The 24,376-nt window shown below is 59.5% G+C and carries 26 protein-coding genes; 6 read left to right on the forward strand and 20 right to left on the reverse strand.

Features of this window, described 5'->3' with window-relative positions:
* Positions 1-38: 38 nt before the first annotated feature.
* The 6 genes from AAHM38_RS06860 to AAHM38_RS06885 all read right to left on the reverse strand — a co-directional run bounded on the left by AAHM38_RS06860 (position 39) and on the right by AAHM38_RS06885 (position 7,189).
* Positions 39-371: a copper-binding protein gene (locus AAHM38_RS06860; RefSeq protein WP_024973578.1), complete on the reverse strand. Its 333-nt coding sequence runs from the start codon at positions 369-371 to the stop codon at positions 39-41.
* On the reverse strand, positions 368-3,538 hold the full coding sequence (locus tag AAHM38_RS06865; protein ID WP_024973577.1) for an efflux RND transporter permease subunit: 3,171 nt from the start codon (positions 3,536-3,538) through the stop codon (positions 368-370). The genes AAHM38_RS06860 and AAHM38_RS06865 overlap by 4 nt, the downstream gene beginning before the upstream one ends.
* The gene (locus tag AAHM38_RS06870; protein WP_024973576.1) at positions 3,535-5,073 is read right to left on the reverse strand and encodes an efflux RND transporter periplasmic adaptor subunit; all 1,539 of its coding nucleotides are present in this window, start codon (positions 5,071-5,073) and stop codon (positions 3,535-3,537) included. The genes AAHM38_RS06865 and AAHM38_RS06870 overlap by 4 nt, the downstream gene beginning before the upstream one ends.
* A complete protein-coding gene (locus AAHM38_RS06875) occupies positions 5,070-6,371 on the reverse strand; it encodes a TolC family protein (RefSeq protein WP_024973575.1) in 1,302 nt (433 codons plus the stop codon). The genes AAHM38_RS06870 and AAHM38_RS06875 overlap by 4 nt, the downstream gene beginning before the upstream one ends.
* 69 nt (positions 6,372-6,440) lie before the next feature.
* A complete protein-coding gene (locus tag AAHM38_RS06880; RefSeq protein WP_218909884.1) occupies positions 6,441-6,815 on the reverse strand; it encodes a copper resistance protein in 375 nt (124 codons plus the stop codon).
* 167 nt (positions 6,816-6,982) lie between these two features.
* Positions 6,983-7,189, reverse strand: a complete 207-nt coding sequence (locus tag AAHM38_RS06885) for a hypothetical protein (protein WP_179817544.1) — start codon at positions 7,187-7,189, stop codon at positions 6,983-6,985.
* A gap of 256 nt (positions 7,190-7,445) precedes the next feature.
* Between AAHM38_RS06885 and AAHM38_RS06890 the strand changes: the two genes are divergently transcribed.
* Both AAHM38_RS06890 and AAHM38_RS06895 read left to right on the forward strand, forming a co-directional pair.
* Positions 7,446-7,928, forward strand: coding sequence for a hypothetical protein (locus AAHM38_RS06890; RefSeq protein ID WP_024973572.1), 483 nt, complete (start codon positions 7,446-7,448; stop codon positions 7,926-7,928).
* Between the two features lie 218 nt (positions 7,929-8,146).
* Positions 8,147-10,549 carry a heavy metal translocating P-type ATPase gene (locus tag AAHM38_RS06895; RefSeq protein ID WP_024973571.1) on the forward strand — a complete coding sequence of 801 codons (2,403 nt, stop codon included), beginning with the start codon at positions 8,147-8,149 and terminating at the stop codon, positions 10,547-10,549.
* A 245-nt stretch (positions 10,550-10,794) separates the two neighbouring features.
* Here the strand turns inward: AAHM38_RS06895 and AAHM38_RS06900 are convergent, their stop codons facing one another.
* The 5 genes from AAHM38_RS06900 to AAHM38_RS06920 all read right to left on the reverse strand — a co-directional run bounded on the left by AAHM38_RS06900 (position 10,795) and on the right by AAHM38_RS06920 (position 13,770).
* On the reverse strand, positions 10,795-11,490 hold the full coding sequence (locus AAHM38_RS06900; RefSeq protein WP_024973570.1) for a cytochrome c biogenesis CcdA family protein: 696 nt from the start codon (positions 11,488-11,490) through the stop codon (positions 10,795-10,797).
* Complete coding sequence (locus AAHM38_RS06905; RefSeq protein ID WP_024973569.1) at positions 11,487-11,759, reverse strand: thioredoxin family protein; 273 nt, start codon at positions 11,757-11,759, stop codon at positions 11,487-11,489. Before AAHM38_RS06905 ends, AAHM38_RS06900 begins: the two co-directional genes overlap by 4 nt.
* A gap of 11 nt (positions 11,760-11,770) precedes the next feature.
* A complete protein-coding gene (locus tag AAHM38_RS06910) occupies positions 11,771-12,184 on the reverse strand; it encodes a heavy metal-responsive transcriptional regulator (protein ID WP_024973568.1) in 414 nt (137 codons plus the stop codon).
* A 100-nt stretch (positions 12,185-12,284) separates the two neighbouring features.
* A complete protein-coding gene (locus AAHM38_RS06915) occupies positions 12,285-12,551 on the reverse strand; it encodes a thioredoxin family protein (RefSeq protein WP_024973567.1) in 267 nt (88 codons plus the stop codon).
* A gap of 400 nt (positions 12,552-12,951) precedes the next feature.
* On the reverse strand, positions 12,952-13,770 hold the full coding sequence (locus tag AAHM38_RS06920; protein WP_024973566.1) for an AraC family transcriptional regulator: 819 nt from the start codon (positions 13,768-13,770) through the stop codon (positions 12,952-12,954).
* Between the two features lie 136 nt (positions 13,771-13,906).
* Between AAHM38_RS06920 and AAHM38_RS06925 the strand changes: the two genes are divergently transcribed.
* The gene (locus AAHM38_RS06925) at positions 13,907-14,416 is read left to right on the forward strand and encodes a YHS domain-containing (seleno)protein (protein WP_051539929.1); all 510 of its coding nucleotides are present in this window, start codon (positions 13,907-13,909) and stop codon (positions 14,414-14,416) included.
* A 459-nt stretch (positions 14,417-14,875) separates the two neighbouring features.
* Here AAHM38_RS06925 and AAHM38_RS06930 read toward each other — a convergent pair whose 3' ends face one another.
* Genes AAHM38_RS06930 through AAHM38_RS06940 form a run of 3 tightly spaced genes read right to left on the reverse strand, consistent with a single transcriptional unit; the run spans position 14,876 to position 16,293 of the window.
* Positions 14,876-15,397 (reverse strand): hypothetical protein, encoded by a 522-nt coding sequence (locus AAHM38_RS06930; protein WP_024973563.1) that lies wholly within the window; start codon positions 15,395-15,397, stop codon positions 14,876-14,878.
* A gap of 48 nt (positions 15,398-15,445) precedes the next feature.
* Positions 15,446-15,709 carry a zf-HC2 domain-containing protein gene (locus AAHM38_RS06935; protein ID WP_080693835.1) on the reverse strand — a complete coding sequence of 88 codons (264 nt, stop codon included), beginning with the start codon at positions 15,707-15,709 and terminating at the stop codon, positions 15,446-15,448.
* Positions 15,664-16,293 (reverse strand): sigma-70 family RNA polymerase sigma factor, encoded by a 630-nt coding sequence (locus AAHM38_RS06940; RefSeq protein WP_024973561.1) that lies wholly within the window; start codon positions 16,291-16,293, stop codon positions 15,664-15,666. The genes AAHM38_RS06935 and AAHM38_RS06940 overlap by 46 nt, the downstream gene beginning before the upstream one ends.
* Before the next feature lie 305 nt (positions 16,294-16,598).
* On the opposite strand from AAHM38_RS06940, the gene arsS reads away from it, so the two are divergent.
* The 3 genes from arsS (at position 16,599) to AAHM38_RS06955 (ending at position 19,529) form a co-directional block, all read left to right on the forward strand.
* Positions 16,599-17,600 carry an arsenosugar biosynthesis radical SAM (seleno)protein ArsS gene (gene arsS / locus AAHM38_RS06945; protein ID WP_024973560.1) on the forward strand — a complete coding sequence of 334 codons (1,002 nt, stop codon included), beginning with the start codon at positions 16,599-16,601 and terminating at the stop codon, positions 17,598-17,600.
* Between the two features lie 4 nt (positions 17,601-17,604).
* Complete coding sequence (locus AAHM38_RS06950; protein WP_024973559.1) at positions 17,605-18,651, forward strand: methyltransferase domain-containing protein; 1,047 nt, start codon at positions 17,605-17,607, stop codon at positions 18,649-18,651.
* 179 nt (positions 18,652-18,830) lie between these two features.
* Positions 18,831-19,529, forward strand: a complete 699-nt coding sequence (locus AAHM38_RS06955) for a haloacid dehalogenase type II (RefSeq protein WP_024973558.1) — start codon at positions 18,831-18,833, stop codon at positions 19,527-19,529.
* Positions 19,530-19,591: 62 nt separating this feature from the next.
* Here the strand turns inward: AAHM38_RS06955 and AAHM38_RS06960 are convergent, their stop codons facing one another.
* The 6 genes from AAHM38_RS06960 to bufB form a co-directional block, all read right to left on the reverse strand.
* Positions 19,592-20,335 (reverse strand): cytochrome c biogenesis CcdA family protein, encoded by a 744-nt coding sequence (locus AAHM38_RS06960; protein ID WP_024973557.1) that lies wholly within the window; start codon positions 20,333-20,335, stop codon positions 19,592-19,594.
* 2 nt (positions 20,336-20,337) lie between these two features.
* Positions 20,338-20,718 carry a thioredoxin family protein gene (locus AAHM38_RS06965; RefSeq protein ID WP_024973556.1) on the reverse strand — a complete coding sequence of 127 codons (381 nt, stop codon included), beginning with the start codon at positions 20,716-20,718 and terminating at the stop codon, positions 20,338-20,340.
* A 15-nt stretch (positions 20,719-20,733) separates the two neighbouring features.
* Complete coding sequence (locus AAHM38_RS06970; RefSeq protein WP_125472832.1) at positions 20,734-21,438, reverse strand: DUF6969 family protein; 705 nt, start codon at positions 21,436-21,438, stop codon at positions 20,734-20,736.
* Between the two features lie 704 nt (positions 21,439-22,142).
* The gene (locus tag AAHM38_RS06975; RefSeq protein ID WP_051539952.1) at positions 22,143-22,601 is read right to left on the reverse strand and encodes a DoxX family protein; all 459 of its coding nucleotides are present in this window, start codon (positions 22,599-22,601) and stop codon (positions 22,143-22,145) included.
* A gap of 58 nt (positions 22,602-22,659) precedes the next feature.
* Positions 22,660-23,451, reverse strand: a complete 792-nt coding sequence (locus AAHM38_RS06980; protein WP_024973552.1) for an HvfC/BufC N-terminal domain-containing protein — start codon at positions 23,449-23,451, stop codon at positions 22,660-22,662.
* Positions 23,448-24,368 (reverse strand): MNIO family bufferin maturase, encoded by a 921-nt coding sequence (gene bufB, locus AAHM38_RS06985; protein WP_024973551.1) that lies wholly within the window; start codon positions 24,366-24,368, stop codon positions 23,448-23,450. The genes AAHM38_RS06980 and bufB overlap by 4 nt, the downstream gene beginning before the upstream one ends.
* Positions 24,369-24,376: the final 8 nt, after the last annotated feature.

Below are 24,376 nucleotides of genomic sequence, written 5' to 3' on the forward strand. Positions count from 1 at the left end.
GTTGTCTATCCGGGCCTCGTGCTTTTCAGCAACCAGCCTTATCGACGCCGAAGTTCCGGCACTGTGGCGGTGCCACTGGCTTGGCCAAAGACGGCATTCACGGGGTCTCCCTCCTTGAAGCTCTTCAGGCTTCCGGCATCCTTAACCGGGAAAGCCATCGTCATCGCTGGCATGCCGAGATTTTCAATCGGACCATGCTTGAGAGTGACCTTGCCAGCCTGCAGGTCAATCTTCTTGATTTCGGCGGTTACGGGCTTGGCCGCTTGGCTGGCCTGCGTCGATGGCTTCATATCCATCGAATCCGTCGAACTTGCGGCGTATGCGCCCGAAGCGATGGCAAAAAGTAGCGAGAGTACGAGGGCGGGTTTCACTTGAACTCCACGGTGAGAGAAGGCTGTTGGGAGCTACTCTTGAATTTCAGTTGCCGCCTGCGTAGCAGCAAGTAGCCAGCCGGCACAACGAAGAGCGACAGCAAAGGGGCGGTGACCATGCCGCCAAGCATGGGCGCAGCAATACGCTGCATCACCTCGGAACCTGTACCGCTGGACCACATGATGGGAATTAGGCCGGCCAAGATAACGGCGACAGTCATCGCCTTGGGGCGCACGCGGAGAGCTGCGCCTTCCTGTATGGCCTCGATAAGAGCCTGAACGTCAGCTCTCCCATTCAGCTCACGGGCAGCCCACGCCTGCTTCAGGTAGAGGAGCATGATGACGCCGAACTCGGCTGCCACACCGGCGAGCGCCAGGAAGCCCACGATACCCGCGACTGACAGGTTGAAGCCCAACAGGTATAGCAACCAGAAGCCGCCAATCAGCGCGAGCGGAAGCGTCCCCATGATGAGCAGGACCTCGTCGATGCGCTGGAAGACCATGTAGAGCAGCACAAAGATGATGAGCAGCGTGAACGGTATGACGACCTTCAGCTTTGCGGTTGCTCGTTCCAGGTATTCGAACTGCCCGGACCAGCTGACCGAGTAGCCGGGAGGCATGGGGACCGCTTTGGCAACAGCGATTTGCATCTCCTGCACGGCAGACCGCAAGTCACGTCCGCGAATATCGACGTAGACCCACCCAGACAGGCGTGCATTCTCGCTGCGCAACATGGGGGCGCCTTGCGCGACGCGAATGTCTGCCACATCAGACAGCAGGACTTGCTGGCCTCGGTCAGTAACGATAGGCAAGCGACGCAACTGCTCAATGGAGTCGCGATAGTCCCGTGGATACCGCACGTTGAGGGGGAAGCGCGCCAGTCCATCCACCACTTCACCAACGTTATCGCCACCGATGGCTGAGGACACGATGCTCTGGACGTCGTCAATATTCAGCCCGTAGCGGCCTGCCGCCGCGCGGTTGATGTCGACGTCGATGTACCTGCCGCCCGACAGCCGCTCCGCCAGCGCTGATGTGACGCCCGGAACCAGCTTGACGGCAGCTTCGATTCGAGTCGTCAGCTGGTCTATCTCCTTCAGGTCTGCGCCGGACACCTTGATGCCGACGGGGCTTTTGATTCCTGTGGCCAGCATGTCGATGCGATTGCGGATGGGCGGCACCCAGATGTTCGACAGACCAGGAACCTTGACTGTGCGGTCCAGCTCCTCGACCAGCTTATCCGTGGTCATACCAGACCGCCACTGGTCTCGCGGCTTGAACTGAATCGTGGTTTCGAACATCTCCATCGGAGCCGGGTCGGTGGCCGTATCGGCGCGGCCTGCCTTCCCAAAAACTGACGCCACCTCTGGCACGGTCTTGATGAGCCGGTCCGTCTGCTGAAGTAGCTGGGCGGCTTTGCCAGCGGACAGGCCGGGCAGCGCGGAGGGCATGTATAGCAGGTCACCCTCATCCATGGGCGGCATAAACTCGGCACCGATTTTCAGTGCGGGCCAAGCGGTCAGGGCCAGCAACACGCCAGCGATAGCCAACGTCGTCTTTGGATAGGCGAGTACGCGAGCGAGGACGGGCTGGTATGCGCGAATGAGCCAACGACTCAATGGGTTCGCTTGCTCTTGCGGAATCTTTCCCCGAATCAGGTAGCCCATCAGCACGGGGACCAATGTCACTGAAAGCCCAGCGGCCGCAGCCATGGAATATGTCTTGGTGAACGCGAGCGGCGAGAACAGTCGCCCCTCCTGGGCCTCGAGCGTAAAGACCGGAACAAACGAGAGCGTGACTATCAGGAGTGAGAAGAACAGCGCAGGGCCGACTTCTGCCGCAGACTCGCTAATCACATTCCAGCGCTCATGCCCATAGAGGCTACTGCTCGGATGCTCCTCGTACCAGCGCTCTAGATGCTTGTGCGCGTTCTCAATCATGACCACGGCGGCGTCGACCATGGCGCCGATGGCAATGGCAATTCCGCCAAGTGACATGATGTTGGCGTTGACGCCTTGGTAGCGCATGACCAGGAAGGCCGACAAGACTCCGAGCGGCAGAGAGATGATGGCCACAAGCGCCGAGCGCAGGTGAAACAGAAAGACTAGGCAAACCAGCGCGACAACGATGAATTCTTCGATGAGCTTGTGCGTCAGGTTGTCCACCGCGCGGGTAATCAGCGAAGAGCGGTCATACGTTGGCACAATCTCAACACCGGCAGGTAGGCTCTTCTGCAGAGTCGCCAGCTTGGCTTTGACCGCGTCGATGGTCTCCAAGGCATTCTTGCCAGACCGCATCACAATGACGCCACCTGCCACTTCGCCTTGGCCGTCTAACTCAGCGATACCGCGACGCATTTCTGGGCCCAATTGCACCGTGGAAACGTCGCCGAGCCGTACCGGGATGCCGGCGCCGCTTGTCACCAGCGGTATCTGCCGGAAATCGTCGAGTGTTTTCAGATAGCCCGAGGCGCGCACCATGTATTCGGCCTCGCCCAACTCCAGCACCGAACCACCAGTCTCCTGGTTGGCCCTTTTGAGTGCCGCGAGAACCTTGGCCTGGGACAGGTTGTAGGCGCGCATCCGGTCGGGTTGCAACACGACCTGAAACTGCTTGACCATGCCCCCGATGGAGGCGACCTCAGCTACGTTGGGTAGCGATTTCAGCTCGAAGCGCAGGAACCAGTCCTGCAGAGCACGCAACTGACTCAGGTCGTGATGGCCGGTCTTGTCGACCAGCGCGTACTCGTAGACCCAGCCCACGCCGGTGGCATCCGGGCCCAGCGCCGGCTTGGCTGCCGCCGGCAGGCGCGATTGCACTTGGTTCAGATACTCCAGCACGCGTGAACGCGCCCAATAAAGGTCGGTGCCGTCCTCGAATAGCACGTAGACAAAGGAGTCGCCGAAGAATGAGTAGCCCCGCACGGTCTTGGCCCCCGGCACCGACAGCATCGTGGTCGTCAGAGGATAGGTGACCTGATTCTCGACAATCTGCGGCGCCTGGCCAGGAAACGGCGTGCGGATGATGACCTGTACGTCGGAGAGGTCGGGCAGCGCGTCGAGCGGCGTGCTGCGCACCGCCCACAGACCCCATGCGGTCAGCATGATGGTGGCTAGCAGCACCAGGAACCGGTTGCGGATGGACGCAAGGATGAGCCGGGTAATCATGGCTTGGTGCCCCCCGCTGCGGGGACCGGCTGCACAGAGGAAAGCACAGGCGTGTCATCCGCATCCATATGGAAGCGGAAGCGGATTTGTTGTCCTGTCTTCAGGCCCTTCGGCATCCCAGTCGGCGGTGCTTTGAACTCCATCGTCATGGCGCCCCAGTGAATGGTCGGAATCGGTCCGTGGGAGATGGTGAGCGCTTGCGGGGAAACGGCTTCGATGCGTCCGACACCTTCGTGCTCAGGGCCCGCCGCTACCGGAGCGGCTGGCGCAGATGCGCTTTCCATACGCGTGGTGGCCCCGCGCAGGCTTGCTTCCGAGTCAAGCAGGAACTGGCCGGAAGCCACGACCTTCTGGCCCACCTTCAGGCCTTCGGTAATCTCCGTTTGTCCGTTCGCCTCGGCACCGGTCTTGACCTCGACCGGGTTGAAGCCGCCATTGCCAGCTTCGGCCATGGCGATGGTGCGAGTACCAGTGCGGATGAGGGACTCCGTCGGGACGAGAATCTTTTCGGCGCCGCCCTGCGAACCAAAGCGGACGCTGACGAACATGCCAGGGACCAGCTGCCGGTTCCTGTTTTGCAGTTCGATGCGAACTTTCAGCGTGCGCGTGGTGGGATTGACGTCCGGCAGAATGGCATCGACCTTGCCTGTCAGCGTCTGCCCGGGTAACGCCGAAGCACTTGCCGTCACCGGTTGACCGGGCTTGGCGACGGAGGCCTGGCTTTCCGGCACTTCTGCCAGCACCCAGACAGTCGAGAGGTCGGCCACCCGGAACAGCGTCATGCCGGGCGTGACCGTCATGCCATCACGAGCGCCGACTTCAGTGACGACGCCGTCGACGGAGCTGGCGATGCTAAGCCGGGGCTGAAGCTTGCCCGTGGTTTCCACCAACCGAATCTGGCCCTCGGTCATGCCAGCTTGGCGCATACGCGCGAGCGCTGCACCACGTAGGTCACCTGGGAGGCCCGCGTTTGCGCGCGCCACGGCCAGGTACTCTTCCTGGGCGGCCACCCAGTCTGGCGAATAGATGACCACCAATGGCTGCCCGCGCTTGACCGAGTCGAGTGTGGTCTTGGCATAGGCGTGCTCAACGAACCCTGCGGTACGTGCCTGGATAACCTCGATGCCGCGTTCGTTGATGGCGACGTTGCCGGGCACCTCCAGCACCGATTCGAGCCGGCCCGATTTCACTTCTACCGTGCGGATGCCCAAGTTCTGCGTGATGCGGCTGTCAATGGTGACGGCGGCCGAGCCGGCGCCGGCGTCTTCGTAGACCGGCACCAGTTGCATGTCCATGAAAGGCGACTTGCCAGGCTTGTCGAAGCGCTGCCCGGGCACCATGGGGTCATGCCAGTACAGAATCTTCTTGCCAGTTTTCGGGTCAACGTCGCCTGCCTTGAGGCCCGAGTTGGCGGTTGCCGTCGCTGGCGGCTGTGCAGAGTTTCGCCCTTGCGTTACGCCAAATCGATAGGTGCCGTAGAGCGCAGCTCCGGCAACCATCAGACCCGCCACGACAGAAATGGCTTGCTTCTTCATTTGGATTCCTTTGTGGCCGGTTCGGTTTGGGCTGTGGGCAACGGGATGAGGTAGGCGAGCTCGGCCCAGAGCTTTGCTGTCCGGGCTTCCAGCGTCAGGCGTTCCAGCGCTGTATCGATGGCGCGGTGATTGGCACCGGCGACAGCCAGCAACGTCCCGGTATTGGCCCGGTAGGCGGTGAGTGCGGCATCTGACTGGGCGTTCGCCAGCGGCAGAAGCTTCTCGTCATAGCGTTGGAGGCGGCCAAGATTCCGTTGCAGTTCGGATAACTTGGCTGAAATCTGCGCCCGGGTTGTGCGTGCGACGACTTCGGACTTGGCCCGGGCTTCTTCCGCTTCCGCCAGCTTTGCTGCGATTTCCCGGTCCTGGCGGTTGGCGCGGTCCCATGGCAAAGGAAAACTAACGTTGACCGAGGCCATATTGGAATAGGCCGAGCCGCGTTGGCTGTACATCAATTCAACGCTCACGTCCGGGTTACGGGCTGCGGTTGCAACGCGAATATCAGCCTCGGCGAGAGCAACGTCGCGTTGGGCCGCCGCCAACTCCGGTATGGCATCCATGTCGGTCTGAGCAAGTTGCTGGATGCGCGGCGGGACGGTGAGGGACGGCCGCTCCGAAAGAGGCCGACTGCTCGCCTGCCCAACCCATCGTTCAAGGTTGGCCCTGGCGGCATCGATGGCAGCCTGATTCTCGTCGCGCTGGTCCTGCAGCTTTTGAATTTCCACCTCAGCGGCCAGCACGTCCGTGCGCGTGCCGCGCCCGCTCCGATAGGCGGCCGTCGCTGCTTGCAGTTCGAGTTGGAGGGGGTGGCTGTGGTGGCTAAGCAGCACGTCAGTCTGCTCCGCATACCAGCGGTCAAGCCAGGCCGCAGCAACACCACGCTGGACGCTGGCAAGGCCAACTGTCCGTTGTGCCTCGGCGGCCGCTGCTTCGGCCTCGTAGCGTCCAGCGCGCGCCCGGCGTTTGTCCGGCCGGGTGAACTCCTGCACCACGCTAATTGAACGCTGGGTCATGAAATCCCGGCCGAGGGAAAACTGGTCGGGACCGTTTATCGGGACATTGTTGACCCCGAGTTTGAGCACAGGGTCAGGCAACTGGCCAGCTGCAACGGCCATCTGCGCAGCCGATTCCACGGAGCCGCGCGAGATTTCAGCGTTGGCCGCACGCGTCGTGGCAAGCGCAATGGCTTCTTCGAGGGAAAGCGCGGACGTTGGCTCCGCGTGTGCAAGGATAAGCGCAGACAAGCCAAGGACAGGCGCAAGAAATAGCGCCTGTAAAAATTGACGAGAAAAAAGCATGTAGCCTCCAGGAGCAACGGTACCTGTCTCGATATAGCGAGACGGACTTAGACAGCGTTGCTCAGAAGGCTACGTTCGATAACAGCAGTGAAGGATGGTGAGTGGCGGCGGCGGGGCTCGCGCGACGGCGCCCTCGTGTACGTGTGCGACGTAGTTCGCGGCGGAGACGGGAGCGGGCTCAACCACGCTCACGAGCACCGGCAGAAATGCCGGGCTCTGGGGAGAGAAGTGGTCGGCAGACTTGGCATTGAACTGGCAATGCTCAAGGCACAGGCCATCGCGCTTTTCACTATCCTTCTGCGCCATCGCTGCCATCTCGGGGCAGGATTCGGTCATCCCGGCCATCCCATTCATGGCGCTGACTGAATACAGACTTCCCGCACAGGCGTACGCGGCCGCTGCCAGTTGAACTGTCAGGAAGGCGACTACGAGGAAGCCGGTCATCCACAGCCGGCGAAGAGATGTGCGCACGCTATGTTGTTGTTCGATTTGGCGAGAATGGTAGCAGTGGTCGGTATCGGTCAGGTAAGGTCACCTGTTGCGCCTTTGCAGCAGATGATAGCGGTCCCGGCGAGCCACCACGGTTCGTTCGCTGGGACCGGGCCCCATGCTTACTTAGGTTGTTGCTGCATCAAGTCCTGGCATGACTGTTTCATCATTGCCTGGCAAGCAGGCATCATGCACGCGTCGGCAAAGATGAGGTAAGCAGGAACAAGTTGCGCCTCATCATCCTGTCGACGAGCAATCGTCTCGAGAGCAGCCAGCAAGTGGTCTGCCACTGCAAAATCCTGCTCACGGCAAGCTCGCTCGAAGACCATGAGCAGCTCCTTCTGTAAAGAGCCCTCGAGGGGTGCGGTGGCATCCGATAATCTCCTGCGCCTCATCATTCTCACCAGGGCGCTTATTACGCCTTGGTCCAGCAGTCGACATGGTGATGATGGACCCTTCCCTTATGGGAAGGTCAAGAGATGTTCTTGTGCCTGCACACCAGTTGATGAACATCAATTGCCAGCTGAAGCGCTGACCTACATTCGCCATAGGGGCCATTGGGCTTCGCAATGAAGGACTACGACTATGGCGAAGAATCGAAGCATCTCACTGTGTATTGCTGTTGCTGCGCTCGCTTGGGCGCCGTTGGCGTTTTCGGCCGCGTCGACGAGTGGGGCGTCCCACAACCGCCATCACGCCCCAGAGCCGCCCGAAACGCCGGCGGTAGCGCATCAAGGGAATCCTGAGCTTGACGCCCAGATTGCCCACTTGCGTGCAATCCGCGAGCGGCTGTCACGAGCCAATACCCCTGAAGAGCGCCAAGCGCTCCTGGCAGAACGAACACAAGTCATGCAGGAAGCCATGGCAACCATGCACAAGACCGTTGGAATGCCTATGGGGATGCGGCCGCCGAAGGGCAAGAGCAAAGACCTGGCTGCCCAAACGCAATTGTGTCAGGGCATGATGGGCCAACACATGGCCCTGATGCAGGAAATGATGCAGTCGATGATGGACGGTCAGGGTATGGGCGGCGGTATGGGAATAGGTGGCGGCATGATGACCAAATAGGTCGCCCGGTTCTCGCTCAGCTCTATTCCGGATAGTGGAACGTCTATTGTGTGCGCCGTGACACATTGACCTTCCTGGTATGGGAAGGTCTAACCTAATTATTCAAAGCGTCCCGCCTGGCTGACTGGGGCAGCTAACTGTATCGCCAGTACGCTTGCCATGGTTTTCCGCCATGCCATGCGGCGCGCACAGGCGGTAACCGAACGGAGCCAAGGTCTATGGATAACCATCGTCATGTGCGTGGCGAGGAGCATGGCCATCACCACATGGACCTCGAGCGTCACCTTCATGTCGTTCACGGTTCGTCTGCGCATCAGCATCACGAGCTCGAAGCATCGGCTGACGAGCTGACCGAGAAAGACCCCGTCTGCGGGATGAGTGTCAGCACCGATTCGCGCTTCAAGGCTGAGCACCAAGGCAAGACGTACAGGTTCTGCAGTGAGCAGTGCGAGGACAAGTTTGTTGCCGAGCCGCAGAAGTATCTGGCCTCTTCGGCCGAAGCCGCTCTCGCCCCTACGCAGGAAGGGACCATCTACACGTGCCCGATGCACCCGGAAATCCGGCAAGACCATCCCGGCAATTGCCGCATCTGTGGGATGACGCTGGAACCGGTCATCCCACAGTTGGAAGAAGAGAATCCGGAGCTGGCCGACTTCCAAAGACGCTTCTGGTGGACGCTCCCCTTGAGCGCTGCGGCTTTAGTCCTGGCCATGTTTGGGCACCGTTTTGGCTGGATGGCAGCGGCCACACAGAGTTGGGTCGAATTGGTCCTGGCGACGCCCGTTGTGCTTTGGGCGGGGTACCCGTTCTTCGAGCGCTGCGTCCGGTCCTTTATCCATCGCAGCCCAAACATGTGGACTCTTATCGGGCTCGGCACCGGTGCTGCTTACGTCTACAGCGTTGTCGCGACTGTCGCGCCCGGCGTATTCCCCGAAACGTTCGTTGAGCATGGCCGCATTGGCGTGTACTTCGAAGCGGCCGCAGTCATCATCTCGCTGACTTTGGCTGGACAGGTGCTTGAGCTCAGGGCGCGGTCTCAGACGTCGGCCGCCATCAAGTCGCTTCTCGGTTTGGCGCCGAAAACAGCGCGTCGCATCAACCCAGACGGTAGCGAGGAAGACGTTCCTCTGACTCACGTACACGTGGGTGACCGTCTCCGTGTCCGCCCTGGCGAGAAGGTGCCCGTTGATGGCGTGGTCATCGAGGGTACAAGTTCTGTTGATGAGTCCATGATTACGGGCGAGCCGATTCCTGTGACCAAGCGGGTGGGTGACCACGCCATTGGCGCGACGATGAATGCCTCCGGCAGCCTGGTCATCGAATCCGAGAGGGTGGGCTCGCAGACCGTCCTGTCTCAGATTGTGCAGATGGTTGCCCAGGCGCAACGGTCCAAAGCACCGATGCAACGGATGGCGGACAAGGTGGCGGGCGTGTTCGTGGTCGCGGTGGTGACCGTTGCTATCCTTACGTTCTTTGCCTGGGGACTCTTCGGGCCACAGCCGAGCTGGGTATACGGTCTCGTCAATGCCGTCGCTGTTCTCATCATTGCCTGCCCGTGTGCGTTAGGGCTGGCGACCCCGATGTCCATCATGGTGGCGAGCGGCAAAGGTGCATCCAATGGTGTTCTGTTCCGCGACGCAGCAGCCATCGAGAACTTGCGAAAGGTCGACACGCTTATCGTCGACAAGACCGGGACGCTGACCGAAGGCAAGCCGGCCTTCGAGCGCAGCGTTGGCACCAACGGCTTTTCCGATATGGAGGTTCTCCGGCTCGCGGCCAGTCTCGACCAAGGCAGCGAGCACCCCTTGGCCGCCACGATTGTGGACGCCGCGCGTCAGCGGGATTTGCCGCTCGACAAGACCGAAGATTTTGAGTCAAGCACAGGCATCGGGGTGCGGGGAACGGTCGCAGGCAAGAAGCTCGCGCTTGGCAACACCGTGCTCATGGAGGCAGAAGGCGTATCAGCAGCCTCGTTGAGCCAAACCGCCGACGAGCTGCGGGCGCATGGTGCCAGCGTCATGTACCTTGCCGTCGAGGGCAAGCTGGCCGGCCTGTTGGCAGTATCCGACCCGGTGAAGGCAACGACTCCGGAGGCCCTCCAACGTCTCAAAGAGAAAGGCATCCGGGTAGTGATGGCCACCGGGGACGGCGTGGTGACCGCCAAGGCGGTTGCCGACAAACTCGGCATCGACGAGTTCCACGGGGAGGTCAAGCCTGCCGACAAGTTGGCGTTGGTCAGCAAATTCCAAGGCGAAGGCCGGGTGGTAGCCATGGCGGGCGATGGTATCAACGACGCGCCTGCGCTAGCCAAAGCCGATGTCGGCATCGCAATGGGCACCGGCACCGACGTCGCCATGAATAGCGCCCACGTCACCTTGGTGAAAGGCGACTTGCGAGGAATTTCCCGGGCCCGTCAGCTGTCGGAAGCGACAATTGCCAACATGAAGCAGAACCTCGGTTTCGCCTTCATCTACAACTCGTTGGGTGTGCCATTGGCAGCAGGTGTCCTCTATAGCACAACGGGTCTGCTTCTGTCGCCGATGATTGCGGCGCTTGCCATGAGTCTGAGTTCGCTGTCCGTCGTCTCGAACGCTTTGCGACTTAGTAAGGCGCAGATGTGATGCGTCTGGAGTCCACTCGCCTGCCGGTGCCGCGAGGCAACCAGGACGTCGTGGCTGGCTGAAGATGGAGCATGCAGACGAGAGCAGGCGCCCGCTATATCCCCGGATGACGCTGCGTGGCAGGTTGTGACGGCAATCCGTCTTCGAAGGGAGAGTGCGAGGCCGCATGGTCCATAGCACGCGCCCTGTCACAGAGACTGTGCGGTAACGTGTCAACGTCTGGTCGAATGCACCGAACGCGATGTTCAAAGCGCCAAGCTTGGGACGATGACGAAATACACGTTCAAGAGATAGAGCCCGGACAGAATAAGGGTGACTCCGCCGGTAATTTCAAATGCCCTCTGCCCCTTGCCCAGAGGCCTCAAATGTTCGAGCCAACCTATCGCTAAAGCTCCCAGCCCAAGCGGAACGGCCCTGCCAAGCGCAAAGGCAAGAAGAAGCGCTGCACCGAAGAAAGGGGACCCTATGCCGGCGGCCACCCCTAGCATGACTACTAACGCCGGCGTGCACACGGGGCAAATCGCGACTGCGAACGGCACGCCCAGTAAGAACGCGCCCCAGGCTCCTTTGACTGGCATCGCGCGAATGCCTACGGCTGGAAGTGGCACTCGCAGCCATCCAACCCATACAAGCCCGAGCACGATGAGCAAGGGCCCCAACGCCAACCCCCACTCACGCCCTAGAAGTTTTTGTACCCAGACTCCGCCCAATCCTGCTGCGAATCCCAGCAGAACATGGGTGAGTACCATTCCAGCGGCAAACATGGTCCCAAAGAACGCCGCGCGAGACGTAGTCTGAGCGCGCGTTACATAGGCGAGCGAAACCGGAATGGCGGCCAAGGCCACAGGATTGAAGCTAAACAGGAAACCAGCAAGAACCGCAACTCCGAGGGCTGGAAATCCAACGTGCTCAACCGCGCTGCGCAATATGTCTATGTTCACTTGCCGCCGCCCAATCTCAGATGTTTTGCGAGTTCTGCGCGTAATGCGTCGGTAGTGGGTAACGAGGTAAACACCAGGGCTCCGTCGATGGCGATGGCGGGAATCGTCAAGACGCCAAGCGACACCGCATAATCCAATTCGTCGAGAACATCGACGTCACGCAGCGTTACCTGGTCGCTTCCAAAGGACGCTATTAGCTCGCGAATGCTGTCTTGTGCAGCGGCGCACTTTTGGCAGCCGGGCGAGGTTAGGAGTTCGACTTTGACCATGCTAGGCTCTGTTATCGCAGCTCGTTAAAGCCATCTTCCAGCGCAGCCAGAATGGGACAGTCGTCCAACGGGAGCGCCCCTTGAGTGCACTTGGCGAGCAGTTGGTCCAGTGTCCCGGACATGCGTTGCATGGTCGCAATTTTTGCCGAGAGCTGTAGCTTCTTCTCAACGGCGAGGTGGCGGACATCGTCGCAACAGGCGGAGTCGCGGCTTTTAAGGGTGAGCAGTTCACGGATGTCCGACAAAGAAAAACCGCATTGTTGTGCGTCTTTGATGAAATGAATGCGTCCAAGCATGGTCGCGTCATACAAGCGGTATCCGGCTTCGGTCTTCGAATCGGGGGCGAGGAGCCCTTCCTTCTCGTAATAACGCAAGGTATCAGTGCTGACGCCGGCTAGGGCAGCCATCTTGCTGATGGTAAACATGGTGTCCTCCAAACTTGATTTTCATTCTAGAGCTTGGAGCTAAGTCCAAAGTCAAGCATCGAAGGCGGAAACAGGCCCGGAGGACTACCTTAGCGATGCGTCAAAGTGGCGTGCCGATACCAGCACCGCGCAGCATCGCTTCATCAACGGCTGCCCCGCAGCAGCATGCCGCCAGCTTGCCGTCCACGATGATGGCCGGCACTCTGTGGATTCCAAGGCGCTTCGCCTCCTTCACCACGTTGATATCGTTCATGTCCCGAACGACCACTTCGCATGAGGAACACGTAATACTCGTGACGAGGTCGATGGCTTCGTGACAGGCAGGGCATCCAGCACTATAGATTTCGATAATTCGTTTGGCAGTCATGGTTTCACTCCGTTCAATGCCTCCCAAAGGCGGGAGGTAAAGAAATGCTAGAGCTTGGACTACGCACCAAAGTCAAGCGAATTGTTTCGAGCGAATCCCTATTGTTGATGGCGGCAGCAGGCCCGGCGCACTACCTAAGGAAGCTTCAAAACAGCATAGCAATATCAATATTCGCTTCAAGCAACAGCGCTTCATCAAAGGTCGCATCGAAACAGCAAGCTGTGGCGCCTTGGACATGGTCGGGATTTCTCGCGTTTGACGTGTACGAGGGCACGCCGCTCCAGCGTGCCCTGCATAACGATTCTAGGAGCCACGTTTTCCAAGAGACGACCTTGCGTGTCGAACTATTGACTGTACGTCTTGGCTATCCACGACGCCACGGTGTGTAGTGCGCGAGACGCTAGACGGTCCGCAACCAAGCTTTAGGTGACGTCCCAAGCTTTCGTGAAAAAGCGCGCGTCAAAGCGCTGGCGCTGCCATATCCCACTTCGATGGCGACGTGCTTGAGGGGGCGACCGGCACGCAGTAGAGCTTGCGCGAGTGTGAGACGCCATGACGAGAGGTAGCTGGCAGGTGTTTGGCCTACCACCTTGCGGAAGTGGAGGGCGAACCGGGCGCGCGACATTCCAGCTACCTGGGCCATTTCACTCAGTTCCCACTGGTGTGCCGCGTCCCCATGAATGGCCGTCAAAACCTTCGCCAGTCGAGGGTCCGCCAAGCCTGAGAGCGTTCCGTTATTTGTGATTCCGTTATCGACGCAATATCGTAGGACGCGAATCATGAGAAGCTCGCAGAGACGGTCCAGCGACGCCTGCTTGCCGCAGTGGTTGGAAAAAGCCTCGTCGTAGAGCAGCTCGAGCAGAGGGTGAGCACCGGCTAATTGCGAAAGGGGAATGAGAACGAGGCTCGGCAGCGAGTCAGCGATGGGATTGTGTCGACCGGCGCCGAGCATAATCGCCGCACACACCACGTCGGCTCCTTCGCGCTCATCGGCTATGAGTTGATGGGCATCGGGACTCGGCATGAACACCAAGGTCGGCTCGGTAATCGAAAAGCAGCCGTCGCGTCCACCAATCAGCTTTACCGGTCCGTGTCTGATGAGGTGCATGTGTCCTCTGCGCGTGTCCTTCTCAAAGCCATGAACGCCGCAGATGTTGCCGGTATAGAAGACCCCGGCGCTGAGAGATAAGCGATTCAGAAGCTCTGAGAGACGTTCCATGTCAGGGTGAGATTTTCGGTCATGACAACGGGACGGGGCATCACCAACACCTGCGGTTGCATCCCTAGACTTTCAAGGGTCCGGCGCTTGGCCGGTACAACCTGTCAGTCTGTATATACAAAATCGGAGAACCCTGATGCAAGTCAATCTTTCGCAGCCTATTCGCCGGCTGTTCCTGTCGGCCATTGCGTCCGCAGCGGTCGCGTTGACCTTGGTCCCTATTTCATCGTTTGCTTACGATGAAGGCTCTCCATCCGCTATGAACGTGGATGCAAAAGGTGTCGCGCTGAAGGGTTACGACCCTGTTTCCTACTTCAGCGGGTCGAAACCCATACACGGGAAGGCCAAAATTACGGCACAGCATGACGGCGCAACCTACTACTTCGCTTCCGTCGCCAATCGCAACAAGTTTAAGGCGGCCCCCGAGCAATATGCTCCGCAGTATGGTGGCTTCTGCGCGATGGGGGTAGCGCTGGGCAAGAAGCTGGACGTTGACCCGCTGGCATACAGGGTTGTGAATGACAAGCTCTACCTGAATGTCAGCAAGGACGTTCAGAAGCGCTGGCTCGACGATGTGCCTGGCAACATCGAGAACGCGGAAAAAGGCTGGCCGGCACTGAAGGACAAGGCTCCCAAGGACCTGTAAATCAGCAAATGACGAGGGGCCTGGCTCGGAACGAGTAGCCCCTACCGCGTGTCTTTTGTAGTTAGATTCGCTCCAACCCCAAGACTTCCTTCCCGCCTCGCAGCCATCTAACCGCCTCGATGATGTCGAACGTCAGAGAAATCGAGTTTACGACAAACACCACCCACGCATACATACGCACGGGACCAGTGGGGAGCGGGCTGGCGCCCCAAAGTTGGCTGGCGAGATAGAGGACCAACGGAACCCAAACGAAGTGCGGGAAGGACAAGAGTCGCGTGAGTCCTCGCTGAAGGACCATTATTGGGACGTTCACCGCAGCGACGATGGCGAACGCCATGGCCGTGTAGCGGCCCACAGGTGAATCCAAGAACGTCAACGACGCCACGTTTGTGACGACAAGAATCGCGAGCCATGTCTGCACCCACGCGGGCAATCCAGCTATCGACTTAAGCAGGTCTTTCAAAGCGTTTCACTCCCGTTCAGGCGCTTCAGGGCATGGACATCGACTAAATCACCTAAGCGAGCCAACACATCGCGCGCCAGGCGAATGTTCTGCTCCGCACGAATCGTCGCCATCTCTCTGGACGTCGTGCACAACTTCATTACACATACGTTGGAAGCCACGAACTGCTTGTCTCCTGCAACCACCGGCTTCGAGTCTATCGAGCGTATTACCGCTAGAACCATTTCGGTGCCCTCCAGAATTTCCAGGACCCTGGACGAAACTACCTGCAGGTCCCCCGATAGCCGTTGCTCTCGGTTGGCAGACTCAATCGCCGCGCGCGAGCGCGCCATTGCCCCTGACATGCTCGCGACAAAGAAGGGAACGAGCATGGTCAAGAGGGCCTTACCCAAGTCAATAGGCAGACCGTGCAGCAGCGCGGAACCCTGGTTGACCAACACCAATGTTGGACCGACCAACGCTGCGACCAGCAGCGCCCTTCGCACGATGGATGCGTCCCAAGGAGTTGCGAGCTTCATGAAATTCAGCGCGAAGCCAACGCAATCCAGTTTGCGAATAGCCGGCCGTCACGTCCCAGACTCAGGGTCGTGTTTCGTCTTGTCCTGAGGAACGTCGACCTGCCCATGCGAGTAAGCTGTTGCTGCTTCATGAAAGAGCCCTATCTGCTTCTTGAAGTTCGAACAGTGCCGGCACATCATCAAATGGGCCTTCATTGCGACCCTCTCACGTAGGCTCAGATGTCGTTCGAGGTCCTGGGAGCAAAGCTCGGTGGTCTCGCGGCAATTCAGCATACCGGCGCCTCCTTTCGTCCCCAGCCGACATCCATGCATTCACGTAGCTTCAGGCGCGCTCGATGCAGGATGACGTGGCAATTGCTCATGGTGATTCCAAGCTGCGTGCAAATTTCTTCGGCCTCAAATCCGAGGAACTCTCGCATCATGAAGACGCGACTCGTCTTGGCCGGTAAGACAGTCAAACAAGCCTCGAAAACATTCCAGAACTGCTGAGATTGAAGCGCCTGCTCCGGATTAGGCCAGGTTGCTGGGCGGTGCCCGTCCTTCCACTTGCCGCCCTCATTGAACAGGACCTCCAAGCGTTGTTCCAAGTCCTCATCTTCCTTGACAAGGCTGGACAGGTTGACGCACCGGTCCGCTTGACGGAGGTGGTCAATGATTCGATTTCGAAGAATGGCGAAAACCCAAGTTTTCAACGTTGAATGGCCAGCAAAGGACGAGGAGCGGCGCAGCGCGGCTTCAATGGCCTCCTGCACGAGGTCTTCCGCCGTCTCCCGGTTTCGAAGCTGAAGCTCAGCAAATCGCAGCATGTCCGCTCGCAGCGCCGTAAGTGCTTCCCAGCTCACGCCAGGGGAAGTCTGCTGTTGGTAGTTGAGGTCAGCGGTATTCCGTCGAGCCATGGCTCTCCTTCCGTGTAACGTCTCGGCATGCCAAGCTTGCCGAGTCAAGTACTGCGGGGCGCAGGACGTAGAAAATGCGGGCCCATCCTAGGGGAGCCAACTCCCAGGCTCTTGACCAGGAGTCTCGGAATCCAGGCCACGCGTTTCATCCTTCCAACGCACCAGCAGCCAGCCGACGGTGAGGCGAGGTAAATGCTGCCGTCAAATTAGACGTGGGGACTCGTCCAAACCTTACACAAGCGCAATCAGTGTAAGTCGGCGACGCCTGTGCTCGTCCAACGCACAAAGGCCACTGTTCCCAAGAAATGCACGCCACCCTCCCGCTACTTCTAAAGTCCGACTTCCCCGCGATACGCCGGCAGTCGGTCGAGACCCTCCAAGTCAATCTCGGATACCGATGCAATCAGAACTGCGTGCACTGTCACGTCAATGCCGGACCGAACCGCACCGAGGAAATGTCTGCCGAAACGGTCGATACCGTCATCGAGTTCCTGGTAGCCAATCCGACGGTGACTACCCTGGACCTGACCGGTGGCGCGCCTGAACTGCACCCGCACTTTCGGCGCCTCGTGGCGGCCGCGCACGCCAGCGGCGTCAAGGTTATCGACCGCTGTAATCTCACCATCCTTGAAGAGCCCGGGCAGGAGACCCTGGCGGAGTTCCTAGCTGCGCACGCCGTCGAGGTGGTGGCATCTTTGCCTTGTTACATGGAAGACAACGTCGACCGCCAGCGAGGTCGTGGAGTCTTCAGTTCAAGCATTCGAGCGCTGCAGCGTCTCAACGCCCTCGGGTACGGCAAACAGGACTCGGCGCTTGTTCTGAACTTGGTTTACAACCCCCAAGGTCCGACCCTGCCGCCTCCCCAGGACAAGTTGGAGCGCGATTACAAGAGCCACCTCGAGAACGAGTTCGGTGTGGTCTTCAACGGACTTTTCACATTGGTCAACATGCCTATCCAGCGGTTCGGCTCCATGTTGGTCTCGAAGGGGCAGTTTAGCGATTACATGCACATCCTCAGGCAGGCGCACCGAGAGCAGAACTTGACCCAGGTCATGTGCCGAAGCCTACTGAGCGTCGACTGGCAGGGGTACTTGTACGACTGCGATTTCAACCAGCAGTTGGGCGTGCCAATTCATGATGCGCATCGGATGCGGGTGCACTTGGGGGACGTCACATTGCCTCAGCTCCTGAACCGCCCGATTCGCGTCGCAGACCACTGCTTCGGCTGCACGGCCGGACAAGGCTCAAGCTGCGGCGGCGCCCTCGAGAACAAGGGCAACACTCTCGTATGTGCTGATGGAGCCTAACCCCATGTCGACGCTCGAACTTGTTCAGGATTACTACGGCCGGCAATTGAAGAGCTCCTCCGACCTCAAGACCAGCGCCTGCTGCGATGCCAGTCAGGTGCCGCATTGGCTCAAACCGTTGCTTGCTCGCATACATCCCGAGGTTCTGTCGCGATACTACGGGTGCGGCCTGGTTTGCCCGACGGCTCTAACGGGATGCCGTGTTCTCGACCTCGGCTGTGGCTCGGGCAGAGACGTCTACGCATTGGCGCAGCTTGTCGGGCCGGAAGGAGAAGTCATCGGCGTTGACATGACGGAGGCGCAACTTGAGGTTGCAGCCAGGCATCATGCGTATCACGCAGGTGTGTTCGGTTACAACAACGTCCGGTTTATCCACGGCTATATCGAACGGCTCGGTGAACTCGGTCTGGACGCCGGGAGCTTTGACGTCATCGTATCGAACTGCGTCGTCAATCTCTCTCAGAACAAGGGGGCTGTGCTTGAGGGCGTTCGTCACCTGCTCACGCCGGGCGGGGAGCTCTACTTCTCGGACGTCTACGCTGACCGTCGAGTCCCCGAGTCGCTTCGCGAAGACCCTGTGCTCTATGGGGAGTGCCTGGGCGGCGCCTTGTACTGGAATGACTTCCTGCGGCTTGCGGGCGAGCATGGCTTTACTGACCCGCGCCTTGTGGAAGACCGTCCCCTCGCCGTCACCGACCCGACGCTGGCCGACAGGCTCGAGGGCGTCGACTTCTACTCAGCAACCTATCGCCTGTTCAAGATTGATGAGCTTGAGCCTGCCTGCGAAGACTATGGGCAGGCCGTCATCTACCGTGGGACCGTGGCAGAAAGCCCGACTCGGTTCGTGCTCGATAAGCACCACGATATCGAAGCCGGCCAGGTGTTTCCCGTCTGCGGAAACACCTGGCGGATGCTGCGCGACTCCCGCTTCTTCCCTCATTTCACGTTTGTCGGCGACTTCCGGCGGCACTACGGCCTCTTCGAGGGCTGTGGCAGCGCCATTCCTTTCGACACCGGCCACGCACAGTTTATGTCTGGCTCTTGCTGCTGAGCGGCTCAATGTCCAAACCGACTTGGCAACTACGCGACGTTCCTTTGTATGAGGCAACACGTTGGAAAGCTCGCCGAGTTCCGACATTCACCGCGACGCTTCGAGCGACCTTGTTGGGCGCTCGAAGCGTGCCCTATTGCCGACATGGAAGGCCAACAAACCAAACACAAAGGAGCAGCATGGAGATTAAAGCATTAGCGTTTGACACCGGCGGAACTGTGCTCGACTGGCACAGTGGCTTGGTACGGGCACTGGCCAAAGTGGGCGCAGCTCATGACGTCTCGCTCGACTGGCATGAGGTGGTGAACGAATGGCGCCGGCGTGCCATGCGGGACATCGTGGGCCAGATATATCCCGCCTTCAACATGGACGACGTTCACCGGCAGACGTTGTCAGAGACTCTGAACCACTTCGGTCTTGCACGGCTGAGCCTAGCTGAGCGCCGAGAGATTTGGGAGGCTTGGCGTCATCTGGACGCTTGGCCCGATTTTCCGGGTGCGCTGGCCGAAATCAGGAAAACTATCCCGGTCGTGTCGTTCACCATGCTCCCAACCGCGTTGGTGGTTGACGTGTCGCGTCGAAACAGCATTTCCTGGGATGCCATCATTTCGTGCGAGATGATAGGGGTGTACAAGCCGCACTCGAGCGCTTACGCGACCGCCGCGAAGTGGATGGGGCTCGAGCCTTCTTCAATTTTGATGGTCGCTTGTCACAACTTCGACTTGAACGCCGCAAAGAAGGCTGGATTCCATACCGCGTTCATCCGGCGGCCCCAGGAATGGGGGCCGCCGGGGCCACCTGACCCCAATCCGAACATGGAGTATGACTTTGTCGAAGATGGATTCCGGGAGCTACAGGCACGCTTGGCGCAGCGGTAGCAGCGAATGTCAATCCGGAACCGGGCCGCTGGACCCGGTTCTTTTTTGTCACTGCGGCCTGTTCAGATTCCCACAGTCAGGTTGACCCACGCATCTGGCAGCCACTGAAGCACATGAGCTTCCACCCACTTGTCCGCTCCGGTCAGGATAAGAACGCCGGACACGCCGAGCACAATCGCAAACACGCTACGAATCCGCTCAATGCGTGCCAACACCCAGTCCCGAGTTCTTGCGAATCCGCTTCTGGACGCGTAAGCAACACCCACAAGCGGTACTGCGGCTCCAAGTCCAAACAGACCGAGGATGAATCCTCCGCGCGCGACGCCGCCCTCGCTGGCGACCAAGGTCAAGGCTGAGCCGAGGAGGGGCCCGGAACATGGACTCCACACAAGTCCCAGGACTGCTCCGAGGAGCGCCGCACCCACGAGAGAGGTGCTGTCTAACTTCGCTGACATCGCGTTGGCACTGCCCGCGACGGGAAGCATCCATCGAGAGAAGCGCTCTCCCTGAGCTGGCACCAGCATCACGACCGCGAACGCGATAAGCATTGCGGCGCCCAGCGTGCGAACTGTGTCGCCGTCGATGCCAAGTACTGGGCCGAGGGCGCCAACAAGCATCCCGACGCCCGCGAAGGACGCTGTCATACCCAGCCCCATCGCGACCGGTGCGAACCTGTTGCCCTGCAGCGCTCCTCCGACAACAAGCGGGAGAACCGGGAACACGCAAGGCGACAAGGTCGTCAGACTTCCCGCCGCCACGCTCAAGGCCAACTGCGGGAGCGATATAGAGAGCGTCGTCGGCAGCATCGTCAGAACGCTGCCTTCAATGCGCGACGAATGCCGTCTGTCGACGTATCACCGACCAGGCGAGTGACTTCTTTGCGCCCATGCAGGACCACCAGCGTGGATTGCGCCTGCACGCCAAACTTGCGTTTCAGTTCCTTCTCGGTGTCATAGTTGGCTTCGAGCACGGTAAGGTCCAGGCCAGGCTCCTTCCGCAGTTCCTGCAATGCCTTGTCCTGAGCTCGGCACGTCGGGCACCAGTCAGCGCGGAAGTGCACCGCGACAGGTTTATCAGCTTGTTGCGCTGCGGCGAGCGTCGAAGCCGAGTACGGCTGAATTTCGAGCGCTTGCGCTAGGGTCGCAGCACACATGGTCAGCATTACAAATATCCATTTCAAGGTCGACATAGCAGTCCTCCAAACTCAAACAGGATTGGCAACATGAGACGGGTGGGGTCTTCCGTTCCCCTGAGGACAGGGTTCTTGGCGGCGTACAAGCTCCGCTTCTAATGCATCCAGGTCGGCGCCCCAGTCGATGGCTACATGGCTCAACACTTCAAGGCGATGGTCCTTCAGAGCCTCCTTCTTGTCCGGTCTTCGCGCTAGCCGCTCGTCTCGGCGAACCAGCAGCTCTGATATGACGGGTCTGTACATGCGAACAAACTCGTTGAGCCACTCGCATGAGTTTGCGTGCCTCCGGACCGCGCTCATCCGGAATCGGTCTACCAGCGCAAGCGTCGTCACGGCGTCGAACCAGTGGCCATCCGTAACCCACTGGTTCACCGTGAACAGCCCGACAGGCAGCCCACGGTCGTCGAGCGAAATCGCAAACAGATGGGAAGGTGCCGTGTTCACCCAACGGACCTTCCCGCTTGGCAGTCGGCGGCGGCGGCCATTGCGCGTAGCGTGCCAAAATAGGTGCACATGGCCGTGCTCCACGCCGCTCCGATGCGCGTGGTAATAGAACTGCGACCCCGAGACCTCGTCGATGACGTCGTCAGGCGGATAGTGGTCGTATTCGACGACCGTCCGCCCTCGAATCCAACTCTGAATCAGCGAACCAGCCTTTGACGTGGCGCGGCTGAAAGCTTCGACGCTCGCTCGAGCGCCATGCACTTGAGCGAGCAAATCCTCGTCCGAAAGCCTGCGCCAAGACTCTCGTAGAACCCTTCCAGCGTTCGTGCGCAATCTCGGGGTGCCCATCGTCAAACTCGTGACGTCATTTCTTGCCGCCGCACGCGCCGCACTTGGTCTTGCATGCGGCGTTCTGCTGTGTCGTCTGTGCGCTGCACTTACGACCAGTACACGCGCGGCACATCATCGCGCAGCCGCTCAGCGCGGCCGTTGTCACGACCGCCGATGCGAGCGTTTTTGCGAGCATTGAAGACAATCCCTGCATAGTTATTGCTCCGTTAGATGGGGAAGGTTATTGCTTCTTGCCAGCACATGCGCCGCATTTGGCCGCACACTTGGCGGCACCACACGCGGCCTTCTTCTTAGCCTTCATCTTCGGGCCACTGGCCTTGCATGCGCTGCAGCCAGCAGCAGCGGCCTGTTTCGGGCTGCACTTTGCGGCGTTGCAGGTGGCAGCGAACGCGTTGCCCCCAAGTGCCGCAGCGGTAATGACTGCGGATGCCACAGCACGCGAGAGTTGGTTAGACAGATTGCTCATAGAATTCCTCAGTAGGTTGACGTTGTAATAACGAGTACCCGGTGTGTTGCCTGGGACCGCTTGCGCGGCCCGAGCCATTGGCGCGTTCCGTTGCAAGAGCGTGGGTAGTCCGCGCAGGGATTGGCCCGTCGCGTCCGAAATGAGATACCAATAGCTGAGTTCATCGCTGGATGCCGATTGCGAACCGTTTTTCCAGCCAGTTATCGACGGATAATCGTCCCGGGCCATGGACAATCAGATATAACAAGACCGCAGCCCACGTACCGTGCGTTGGGTACGCATCGGGATAAACGAATATCTCAATCACGAGCGTCATCACCAAGAGCCCAAACGCGGAGAAACGTGTGGCAAGCCCCATGAGAAGCAGTACAGGAAAGAAGTGCTCTGCGAACGCCGCCATTGGTGCAGCCAGTTCCGGAGACACCAACGGGAGCCGGTACTCGTCCCGAAACAGCGCGACTGCGGAGTCCGACAGTCTGGGCAAGCCGAAGCTGAACTCGCCGCTGACAAAATTGAGCTTGAAGCCTTCCACCTTCGTCTGGCCAGAAAGCCAAAACACAGCGGCAATCGAGAACCTAGCAACCAGCGCCAACAGCGTGTCAGGGAAAGACGACATCATGCGGATGACCGTCTGAACGCACTGAACAAGGGGCTTGCAAATGGGAGAACTGTTCACTTTAGGTTGCCTCCTGCCTCGATAGTTGAATGAGCGTCACCGCCTGTTGTCGCACAAGCGTGGAAAGCGCAAGGGACAGGTTGAAGTCGTTGTGTGATTCCAGCGCGTACTCTGCTGCGGCCCCCAATGGGTGCCCCGACATCAGCGCCTCAACGAATTCGCCCCCTCCCGGCGCCAATCGAACAAGCTCGACTTCCAGGTCCACACGGCAGACCAGCGTGTCTTCCGGTGTGTCAATGTCGATGCTCTCCAGCAATCCCGTTCCGTTGTGGGCTGCCCATAACGAAGCCACCGCAAATTTGGAGCGAACGAGCCTTGCAGAAGGATGAAAGTTGAATCGAAGCGCGCTCAGGGTTGCGCCGCTTGCGCCGACCAACTCTTGGTCGAGCGCAGTAAGCGGCGTAGCGTCTGCAGCGTGATATGCAGCAACGCGTGTGAACTCCAGCCTCGCGACGTCGGCCAGATACGGTACAGACCATGCCGGCTCAAATGTTTCGATGAATGAGGCGAAGTCGCGCCCATACAGTGCCAAGATGGGCGAACTCGGCGGCAACTGGCGGGCGAATAGTGCTGCTGCCGCGCGGAAGAATTCGATGCCAACCAGCTCCTGAACGACGGGAAAGGTCTCGGCAAGGGCATCGACCAGTGAGACCACGACGTTGTTGCGGTACACGGCAAACCGCCTGGACGGGTCTGAGTTGTTCCACGCCTGGATACCCAAAGGAACAGGAGCCTCGGAGTCCAACAGCGCGCGAGCGAAATCGCGTTGAGCCGCCTGTGTGCGCTGACTCATGCTCGTCTCCCGATTTCGCCGTGAAGAGGGCGACTGAAGCCACGCTCAGCGTGCCGCGCCTCAGCGAGCAAATCGCTCAGCGGCGGCACATTGTTGTCCCATTCGATGAGTGTGGGCGTAGGACCCAGCCATGCAATCGTGCGCCTAAACAGGTCCCAAACGGTGGGGCAAACACGGGAACCGTGGTCATCAATCAGAAGAGGGGCACCGTTGGCATCCCTATCGGTAGAAAAGCCCGCGAGATGAATCTCCCCCACTGCATTCAGCGGAAGACGGGACAGGTAGTCCAAACTGCCCCTGTGATGGTTGACGGAGGACACAAGGACGTTCGTCAGGTCGAGTAAGAGCCCACACCCTGTCTTCAGAACCACCTCGCGGATAAACTCAGCTTCATGGAACTCATTGCCCGCGAACTCAACGTAGGTTGCGGGGTTCTCGAGAAGGATGCGACGCTTCAGACGTTCCTGAACTTGGTCGACGTGGTCGCATATCCGCTCGAGCGTCACGCGGTCGTATCGGATAGGCAGTAGGTCGTTGTAGAAGAAGTCGCCGTGTGTCGACCACGCCAAATGTTCTGAGAACGACTCAGGTTCGTATTGCGCAAGCAGTACCGCGAGCCTTTCCAGATGCGCCTCGTCCAAAGGGGCTTCGCCCCCGATGGACAAACCGACACCATGAATCGACAAGGGGTACGCCTCGCGAACCCGGCTTAGCCAGTGGTGAAACGGCCCACCGTCCACCATGTAGTTCTCGGCATGCACCTCGAAGAAACCAACGTCCGGCCTCGTTTCGACTACTTCCTTCGTGTGCTGCGGCTTCAGTCCCACTCCCGCCCTCGAAGGAAGATGGGAATTCCCACGACGCTCGCAGCGAGCTGCGGGTGTGTCATGAGGAGCGGGGGCGAGGAGCGGGAACATGATTAGGA

The organism is Ralstonia sp. OTU4908 (assembly GCF_038440115.1).
GTDB lineage: Bacteria > Pseudomonadota > Gammaproteobacteria > Burkholderiales > Burkholderiaceae > Ralstonia > Ralstonia pickettii.